Annotated in this window: 11 protein-coding genes; 7 read left to right on the plus strand and 4 right to left on the minus strand. The window is 33.9% G+C overall.

What is annotated here, in order from left to right; translation table 11 throughout:
* Positions 1-256 precede the first annotated feature (256 nt).
* Positions 257-1,243, minus strand: coding sequence for a YhdH/YhfP family quinone oxidoreductase (locus tag QSJ46_RS16505; RefSeq protein WP_039177867.1), 987 nt, complete (start codon positions 1,241-1,243; stop codon positions 257-259).
* Positions 1,244-1,355: 112 nt separating this feature from the next.
* On the opposite strand from QSJ46_RS16505, the gene QSJ46_RS16510 reads away from it, so the two are divergent.
* A complete protein-coding gene (locus QSJ46_RS16510; RefSeq protein WP_039177869.1) occupies positions 1,356-1,775 on the plus strand; it encodes a MarR family winged helix-turn-helix transcriptional regulator in 420 nt (139 codons plus the stop codon).
* 246 nt (positions 1,776-2,021) lie between these two features.
* Positions 2,022-2,117 (plus strand): hypothetical protein, encoded by a 96-nt coding sequence (locus QSJ46_RS16515; RefSeq protein WP_269773428.1) that lies wholly within the window; start codon positions 2,022-2,024, stop codon positions 2,115-2,117.
* A 200-nt stretch (positions 2,118-2,317) separates the two neighbouring features.
* Here QSJ46_RS16515 and QSJ46_RS16520 read toward each other — a convergent pair whose 3' ends face one another.
* The 3 genes from QSJ46_RS16520 to QSJ46_RS16530 form a co-directional block, all read right to left on the minus strand.
* The gene (locus tag QSJ46_RS16520) at positions 2,318-3,259 is read right to left on the minus strand and encodes an acetyl-CoA carboxylase carboxyltransferase subunit alpha (protein WP_285605026.1); all 942 of its coding nucleotides are present in this window, start codon (positions 3,257-3,259) and stop codon (positions 2,318-2,320) included.
* Positions 3,260-3,287: 28 nt separating this feature from the next.
* The gene (locus QSJ46_RS16525; protein WP_285605027.1) at positions 3,288-3,734 is read right to left on the minus strand and encodes a MarR family winged helix-turn-helix transcriptional regulator; all 447 of its coding nucleotides are present in this window, start codon (positions 3,732-3,734) and stop codon (positions 3,288-3,290) included.
* Positions 3,735-4,224: 490 nt separating this feature from the next.
* Positions 4,225-4,413 (minus strand): hypothetical protein, encoded by a 189-nt coding sequence (locus QSJ46_RS16530; RefSeq protein WP_044335953.1) that lies wholly within the window; start codon positions 4,411-4,413, stop codon positions 4,225-4,227.
* Between the two features lie 332 nt (positions 4,414-4,745).
* Here QSJ46_RS16530 and QSJ46_RS16535 point away from each other — a divergent pair, with 332 nt between their 5' ends.
* From QSJ46_RS16535 to QSJ46_RS16555, 5 genes are all read left to right on the plus strand, one after another.
* Positions 4,746-5,069, plus strand: coding sequence for a SunI/YnzG family protein (locus QSJ46_RS16535; protein ID WP_285605034.1), 324 nt, complete (start codon positions 4,746-4,748; stop codon positions 5,067-5,069).
* Between the two features lie 256 nt (positions 5,070-5,325).
* Entirely contained in the window at positions 5,326-5,985 is a 660-nt protein-coding gene (catA, locus tag QSJ46_RS16540; protein WP_285605028.1) for a type A chloramphenicol O-acetyltransferase, read from the plus strand.
* Between the two features lie 188 nt (positions 5,986-6,173).
* Positions 6,174-7,292, plus strand: a complete 1,119-nt coding sequence (locus tag QSJ46_RS16545) for a response regulator aspartate phosphatase (RefSeq protein WP_285605029.1) — start codon at positions 6,174-6,176, stop codon at positions 7,290-7,292.
* Positions 7,282-7,461, plus strand: a complete 180-nt coding sequence (locus QSJ46_RS16550; protein ID WP_126681989.1) for a RapH phosphatase inhibitor — start codon at positions 7,282-7,284, stop codon at positions 7,459-7,461. Before QSJ46_RS16545 ends, QSJ46_RS16550 begins: the two co-directional genes overlap by 11 nt.
* A gap of 456 nt (positions 7,462-7,917) precedes the next feature.
* On the plus strand, positions 7,918-8,519 hold a 602-nt coding region (locus tag QSJ46_RS16555; RefSeq protein ID WP_285605030.1), incomplete at its 3' end, for an LXG domain-containing protein.

An 8,519-nucleotide genomic window follows, 5' to 3' on the forward strand; every position in this document is an offset into this window, starting at 1 on the left:
ATCGTTGAAACCCTTGCGTAGCAAGGGTTTTTTGTTTTTTGTAGGTTGTTTTTTTTAGGTTGAAACGATTAAAGTGTTCTGCGGTGTTAAATTCTAATTTGTTTGTGACATGATGATAAATATCTGAGGGTATTTTAGCACTAGCATGTCCTGCTCTTTTTTGAATAGATGTACCCCACCTGTTTGGGATGGGGTATCTGCATCAATACATTCAATATTTGTCTGGTGTAATTTAAATAAATAAAGTTCGTTTATCTTAATATTTAATAATGGTTCTTCCTAAATGTTGGCCATTTTTAATGGCTTCAATTTTTTCAGGTAACGTATCGAGCGTAATCTCATTGACTAGAGTCGTTTGGGAGATATTCCATTCGTTTGCTATCTCGTTCCAAATTACTTTGCGTTTATTGATTGGTACATTTACAGAATCGATCCCTAGAAGGTTGATCCCTCTTAGAATAAAAGGTAACACAGTTGTTGTTAATTTAATTCCGCCTGCATTCCCGCACATGCTCATGCTTCCACCATAAGAAATTTGAGGAATGATCACAGAAGCCACATCTCCTCCTACGGTATCTAAGACGAAGTCAAATTTTTGCTTGTTTAATGGTTTTTTTAGCTCGCCTAATTCGTTTGCAAAAATGACATCAGCTGCTCCTAAAGATTTTGCTATATCAACTTGATTATCTTTACGCACTAAAGCAAAAATATTGTTGTACCCAATTTTAGATAATAATTGTATAGCAATGCTACCAACTCCACCAGTTGACCCCGTAACGAGTATATTAGGTTGATTTTTCGTACTCATACCATTTTCCTGTAAAGCCATGATAGAAAGAGCTGCGGTAAAGCCTGCTGTTCCAAAAATCATTGCTTCTTTTAAAGTCAAGTTATTTGGCAAAGGTACAATCCAATCCGCAGGTACTCTAGCATATTCAGAAAAACCTCCAGTGTGGCTCATGCCCATAGCGAAACCTGTGACAATCACTTGTTGACCCTCTACGAAACGATGATCTGTTGTATGAACGATAGTCCCACTTAGATCAATTCCAGGAATCATTGGATAGTTACGAATTACACCTCCATTTTTTTGAACAGCCAGCATATCTTTATAATTGATTGAAGAATATGCTACTTTAATTAATACTTCTCCTTCAGATAAATCATTAACACTTACATTTTGAAGATCATAACTAACTTGATCATTTTTTTCTGTAACTAGAATCGCTTTAAATGAATCCATTGTGTATCTTCCTCTCTAAAAATATATTATAACAAAATATTTCTGGTCCAAAAGTATTTCAATTAAAAAACTACCATGATATTATAGGTAAAGTCAATGTGGGGGAGATAAAATGGAATTATCAGAGTGCATAAATTTTTTACTAAGTGTTAGTCAAAATAAAGTGTTCAAGTACTTTAGTAAACTTTTAGAGGAAAGTGATTTGACACCCGCTCAATATGGTGTGTTGAACTGTCTATGGAGAGAGGGCCAGCTATCTCCTAAACAAATTGGAGAACTTGTATATTTAGAAGCCTCAACCGTTTCTGGAATATTAGATAAAATGCAAAAAGCTGACTTAATTGAACGCACAATAGATCCAAACAATCGAAGAAATATTTTAGTAGAGGCTACTCAAAAATCTTTAGTCATTAGAGATCAAGTTGAAGCAGCAACAATTGAGCTGAACAAGACAGCGCTTCAAAACTTGTCAAATGATGATAAGGTTGTACTAAAGAAAGCATTAAGTACCATTATAAATAATTTTCAATGATGTACTTTTATAAACAAGTTTCATATTAAATCTATAACTATCACAAGGCTCCTTTACAGGAGCTTTTTTCAGTTTTTTTCGGTGCTTTGTAAATCCTTGGATGTGATAATAAATATAATATTAAGTTTTTTATGGAAATTAGGTAAGGAATGGACAAAATTCTTTCTTTAGTGGAGAAGATTCAATGTTGATGGCAGCTATTCAGAATGGTTGCTTGATGCAAATGTTGTAATTGAAGAATCATTAATGTCGTTCAAACGCGCCGGATGCGATGGCATTTTGACTTATTTTGCTTTAGATATGGCTCGGCGACTGAGAGATGGAGAATCTCAAAACATATAGGCAAAATGAAAACAGACCATGCAGGGTCTGTTTTTTTATGAAGACGATTTGAGGACATTCAGAAGAAGTATTGATGGAAGAAAATCCTTTTTCATACTGATCCCACACCTTTTAATAGTATCAGCATATTCAGTTTAAGAGGTTACTTACAAAATATTTAGAACTATCTTGTAAGAATCCTCCTAAATGTAATACGGACTTTAAATATTTTCTATTTGTCTAAACTTTTCATATCGCTGTTGTATAAGCTTTTCCGAGGATAATGGTATCAATTTTTTTAGAGATGATTCGATGACAGATTCAATCATGTTTGCCTGTGATTTGATATCATTTTGTGCTCCACCTTTCATTTCAGGGATGATTTCATCAATAATTCCTAAATGCTTTAAATCTTTTGCTGAAATTTTCATATGTTCAGCAGCTTCTGGAGCATACTTAGCATCCTTCCATAGGATAGATGCTGCTCCTTCTGGCGAAATTACCGAGTACCATGAATACTCTAGCATATGGATATGGTTACCGACACTAATGCCAAGAGCTCCACCACTTGATGCCTCTCCAATTACAATACAAACAATTGGCACTTTAAGCGTAGCCATTTCAAATAAATTTCGAGCTATCGCTTCAGAAATTCCACGTTCTTCAGACCCTTTCCCTGGATAGGCGCCTATTGTATCAATAAATGTAATAATAGGGCGATTAAATTTATCAGCTTGTTTCATAAGTCTTAGCGCTTTTCTATATCCTTCTGGATGAGCCATTCCAAAATTTCTTTCTATATTTTCCTTTGTACTTCTACCTCTTTGATGACCAATAACCGTAACGGGCATTCCTTTAAATTTTGCAATACCACCTATCATTGCTTTATCATCACCATATAATCGATCACCATGAAGTTCGAAAAAGTTTGTAAACAATAAAGGTATATAATCCAATGTCGTGGGCCGGTTACGTAGCCTTGCAATTTGAACTCGTTGAAAAGCTGTAAGATTAGAATAAACTTCATCTTGCATTTTATTTAAACGTTTTTCTAATAAATGAATTTCTGACGATAAATCTACATTATTTTCTTTCATCATTTTCTTTAATTCATCAAATTTCTCTTTTAGTTCAATAATAGGACGTTCAAAATCCAAACTCATTTTATCCTCCAAAGGTTATGACCTCACTCTAATCAAAAGACTTAGAAATAGAATCAATAAATAATTCAAAACCATCCACAACTATTTTTTGTTCTGATTCTGATAAATTATTGAGGATACGTTGATAAAATGTAAGGGATTGTTCTCTTAAGCGATTAACAGTAATGTGACCCTTTTCTGTGAGATGCAGAAAAAGTTCTCTTCTATTTTTTTCATTTACTTCACGATAAACAAACCCCATTTTTACTAACTTATCTACCAACCTACTTACAGTTGAAGTCTCTAATCTAAGTTTATTGGATAGTTGCCAAACAGTTAATCTTTCCACCTCTAGTTCCTCTAACGCCATCATTTGAGAAGTTGGTAGAGGTTTTTCAAATGGTCCATTCGGCAAATTTTGAGATTCGAAAACCCCAGTTAATATAATCATTTTCTTAATATCTGATCTTAGTTTTAAGGCATCTTCTCTTTTCAAAAGGTCAACCTCCTACAATTCATGCATCATACATCAATTGTATTATACATCAATTTGGTTTTTTCACAAGCTTAACATAAGCCAATGTGACAACATGGACGAGATATTTCTTTTTGTTAAAATGTTTTAGGTGGATTGTTTTCTAAAAATGGCAGAGCATCAATTATGTATCAGGGACCTTTATGGGGTAACGCTCATCGCAGTCAAGCTAAGAAAATGAAAGTATCTCAAAAGGTCGATTTGAAGAAGCTACAGCTGCTTAAAAGATATTAGAAACACAACGATGATCGATCCAAACTCAACATTTGAAAACTAATAGGCAAAATAAAAATAGACCTTGAGGGTCTGTTATTTTAAAATGGGGACGGATTTGGGGACGAACCCTTTCAGTTTTGTTCAGAATCTAGAGAGTCTTTTGTATTTCTCAGTGTTGGTCATTATCCTGTTTTCACAAACAGGGAGCTACATAAAGCAGCTCCCTGACAAGTAATCAATCTTTCTTTTTTTTGTAGTCTTTTATTAAGCTTGAAACAGTTAAACCCATTACACCAAAAGCTACTACATAAAATAAAATATTTGTTACAGGTGTATCAATTTTTCCTAAAATCAACACAATAGCGATAATAGCGGCGGGTAAAGTAATTAACAGACTTTTTGATGCCTTATTTTCCTGTGTCACTAGCCGAGCACCTCCTTGAGTAATTACACGAATAAAGGTCGCTTGCAATGAACTAAAATAATTGATTTCTTCTCTTAAAGTAAGGTGGACATATATAGATGCTCTTTTATAAGTTCTACTTTGGTAAAATAGTGAGAAATATCTCAGTCATTCTTTCCAATATAGAGGAGGGGGGAATCGAAGCTAACTTATACAAATGTATGAACAGCACTTCATAGAACTTCCCTTACTAAGGTGAATTAAAACGTATATAACACTTCTTTTAAAGTTGTTGGTTTTAAAAAGTAAAAAACATGGTAAAATTAGATAAAAGTATAAGAAAGAGTGATTCTATGGAATATGTAATTATGTTAATCTTTTTATTAGCACTTTTCTTTATTTTTACTATTTTCCTAAAAACCCGTTACAGTTTTGGTGAAAAATGCTTAGTCTTAAAATTTGGTTTATCCAAAACAGAAATACCAATTGATCAAATCGTTAGTATTAAAGAGTCGGACAAGTATGGAGTTGCAGATAATATTGATTATAGAATTGGTGCTCCATATGGTCAACCAGATAGAATTGTTATTGAAACTATGAATAAGCGTTTTCTAGTTTTTTTAAATGAAGGGCATCATTTTCTTCAAAATTATAAAAAAGCTAGTGCTAGAATATAAGATAAGTACCTTCTACGATAGAAGGTGCTTTTTTATTCGAGTTCCTCTTCTTTAGATATACTAATAGAATGAATACTTTAATACTTCAGCCAAGCTGACTTACGAAGAGTTGCTGCAGGTTTATCGTAGGCAAAACTCATGGTAGATTTTGAATGCACAGAAACATAACATATATCTTGAAAGGATGATTGTGGTGGTGAAAACAGATAAAGTCTCCTCCTGAATACATGAAATCACATTCAGGAGGAGATAAAAAATGTTTAAAAAAATAGATGAAAATTATCCGAGAAAAGAGCACTTTCATCATTATATGAAGGTAACCCGATGCTCATATAGCCTAGTTATCGATTTAGATATCACGAAATTGCATTCAATATTAAAAGAAAAAAAGCTAAAAGTATATCCTGTGCAAATTTATTTGTTAGCAAGGGCAGTGCAAAAAATACCGGAGTTTCGGATGGATCTAGTGAACGATGAACTTGGTCACTGGGATCTTCTCCATCCTAGTTATACGATTCTAAATAAAGAAACAAAGACATTTTCAAGTATTTGGACGCCTTATGACGAAAATTTTGCTCGGTTTTATAAAAGCTGTGTAGCTGACATCGAAGCTTATAGCGAAAGTAACAAACTATTTCCGAAACCTCATATGCCAAAAAATATGTTCAATATTTCAAGCCTGCCTTGGATTGATTTTACTTCTTTTAACCTTAATGTATCTACAGATGAAACTTATTTGCTGCCGATATTTACGTTAGGCAAATTTAAGGTGGAAGAAGGAAAAATCATTTTGCCAGTCGCCATTCAAGTACATCATGCTGTTTGTGACGGCTATCATGTCGGTCAATATGTGGAATATTTGAGATGGCTTATTGAACATTGTGAAGAGTGGTTAAACGATTCATTGTATACTTAATTTTCAAAGGTATAGTCATTTGATAGAAAAAGGCAGACTTAGTAGAGTCTGCTTTTTCTGTTGTGAGCAGAAATGTGTAAAGTCACGTTATGAACTGTTCTTTTTGCGGTTTCTTTTCGGTGCTTTGTCATCTCTTACATGTGATAATAAATGTAATATAAGGGAAATTAGTGGAAGGGGAATAAGGGATGGAGAAAGTGATTTCTTCACATGTTGGTGTGAAAATAAATGAATGGTATAAAATGATTCGGCAATTCAGTGTACCCGATGCAGAGATTTTGAAAGCTGAGGTAGAACAAGAAATTGAACGAATGGAAGAAGATCAGGATTTACTGATTTACTATCAACTAATGTGTTTTCGCCATCAGCTTATGCTTGATTATATTAAACCTTCGGAAAAACGATCACCTTCTGTTTCTGATTTGGTTGATAAAATCGAAAATTCAAATCATCAACTTTCTGGTATGCTGCAATACTATAATGCTTTTTTTAGAGGAATGTATGAGTTTAGTAAGAAAGAATACATACAGGCTATTCAATATTATAAGATCGCTGAAAGGCAGCTCGCATTGGTTGTAGATGATATTGAACAAGCGGAGTTTCACTTCAAGGTGGCTGAAGCCTACTATATTATGAAACAAACTCATGTTTCTATGCATCACATTATAAAGGCGCTTGAAATTTACGATCAGTATGAGTTATATAAGATTAGAAAAGTTCAATGCTTATTTGTCATAGCAGGAAATTATGATGATTTTAAGCAGTATGAAAAATCATTAATACACCTGAATAAAGCTTATTCCATCGCTGAAGAAATAGCGGATAAAAGGTTGATTGCCAAGGTACTTTTAAATATAGGAAACAATTATGAAAAAAAACAAGAGTATGCAAAGGCTATCCAATACTATCAAGAATCCCTTGAAATATCAGAAGATGGTATGGACGATGTAAAATCGGTCATATATGTTAACCTTTGTTGGGCTCTATATAAGATTGGAGAAAATGCCGAAGCATCCAAATTAGTGGATAAAGCTTTTAAGCTGGTCTCTCATAAAGAGAACCCACACGAGATTTTATTAATACGATCTATAAGAACAACATATGAGAGTAATGATGAGGAAGAGATTCAAGCTATGCTTCAGACATTTGAAGAAAGGCAGTTGTTTGTTTTCGTTGAAGAATTCACTAAAAACCTTGCAGTTATTCATGAAAAAAGAGGAAAGTTTGAGAAAGCAACAGAATATTACAGGAAGGCATTTCAAGCCCAACATAATATTCAAAAAGGAGAGTGTCTTTATGAGTGTTAAAAAAATGATTCTTATAAGCTCTATTATCCTTCTAGGTGCTGGTGTATATGAAGCATCTAGCTTGATTAAACCAGCATCAAATCGAAATACAACAATGGAGGAGTCGAATAGAAATACAACTTTCATCCCACAAAAAATCGATCGAAACACAACCTCTCAAAACGTATAAATAAAAAATTAAAACAGACCCTGCCTGGTCTGTTTTTTTTGGGGAGGGTTTGGGGTTTAACCCTTTCGGTTTTCTTCAGAAATTCACATTTTTTATCAAAAAGGCTTATCATAAAACTTTAATAAATTAGTCTTTTTCAGAGAATTTATGTTCAATCATCGTTGAAACCCTTGCCTAGCAAGTTTTTTTGTTTTTCCAATAACGAATGTTCTGTTTTTTTGATCGGGACGGGCTTTTATCTATCAAAATTGTTTTGAGTGTTTTTAGGAAGAGCTCGATATCACTTATTAAAAAACAAGTAACCTATAACTCTAGATAGTAATCTGGGTTTTGTTTTTGTGTCTTTACTCCTAATTCATGACAAATCCTCTGTTGGTAAAATTGACCTTGTCAATGAATAGGAAGGAGTGAATTCTGCTGGGGAAGATACTTGATGCAAAAGCACTAACAAGTGCAATGGACACAAGGGCAAAACACTATCAGGAACTCCGCGAACAAATGGTGGATTTAAAAAAGGCATTACAAGGTGTTGCCAATCTCGGTGATGATTTCACTGGGAAAGGTGCCGATAATATTAAAAGCTTTTATAAAGAGCTGGCTGGAAATGTAGACATGTTTATCAGCTTCATTGATAAGCAAAAAGCCTTTCATGAAGGTGTTTCTGGGACACTGGATGATACGAGCTTTGGCGGCGATACCTTTATAGAGGAACACTTTTTAGACAACGCAGTACATATGGGCATCAAGAATGCCAAAAGCATTGTAAAGGATCAAAAAAAAGCACTCAAAACGATTTTTGAAGATATTGATGACCTCATATCTCTAGAGGTATTTGAGAGTAAAAACTTTGATGAAAAGATTGCAGATGCGGGAGATGAACGGAAAAAGACTGTTAAGGATTTGATTGAACTTGATCAAAATTTAAAAGATGAATATGCTTTGTCAGAAACGGAGCAGCAAGCTACAATGGCATTGTACGCAGAAATGATGAATGCGACAAATGACGGAAAAGCGATTTCGCCTATGAATTTTGACAAGAAAGCGTATCAAAATAGCGA

Source organism: Bacillus sp. YKCMOAS1 (genome assembly GCF_030268125.1).
GTDB lineage: Bacteria > Bacillota > Bacilli > Bacillales > Bacillaceae > Bacillus > Bacillus safensis.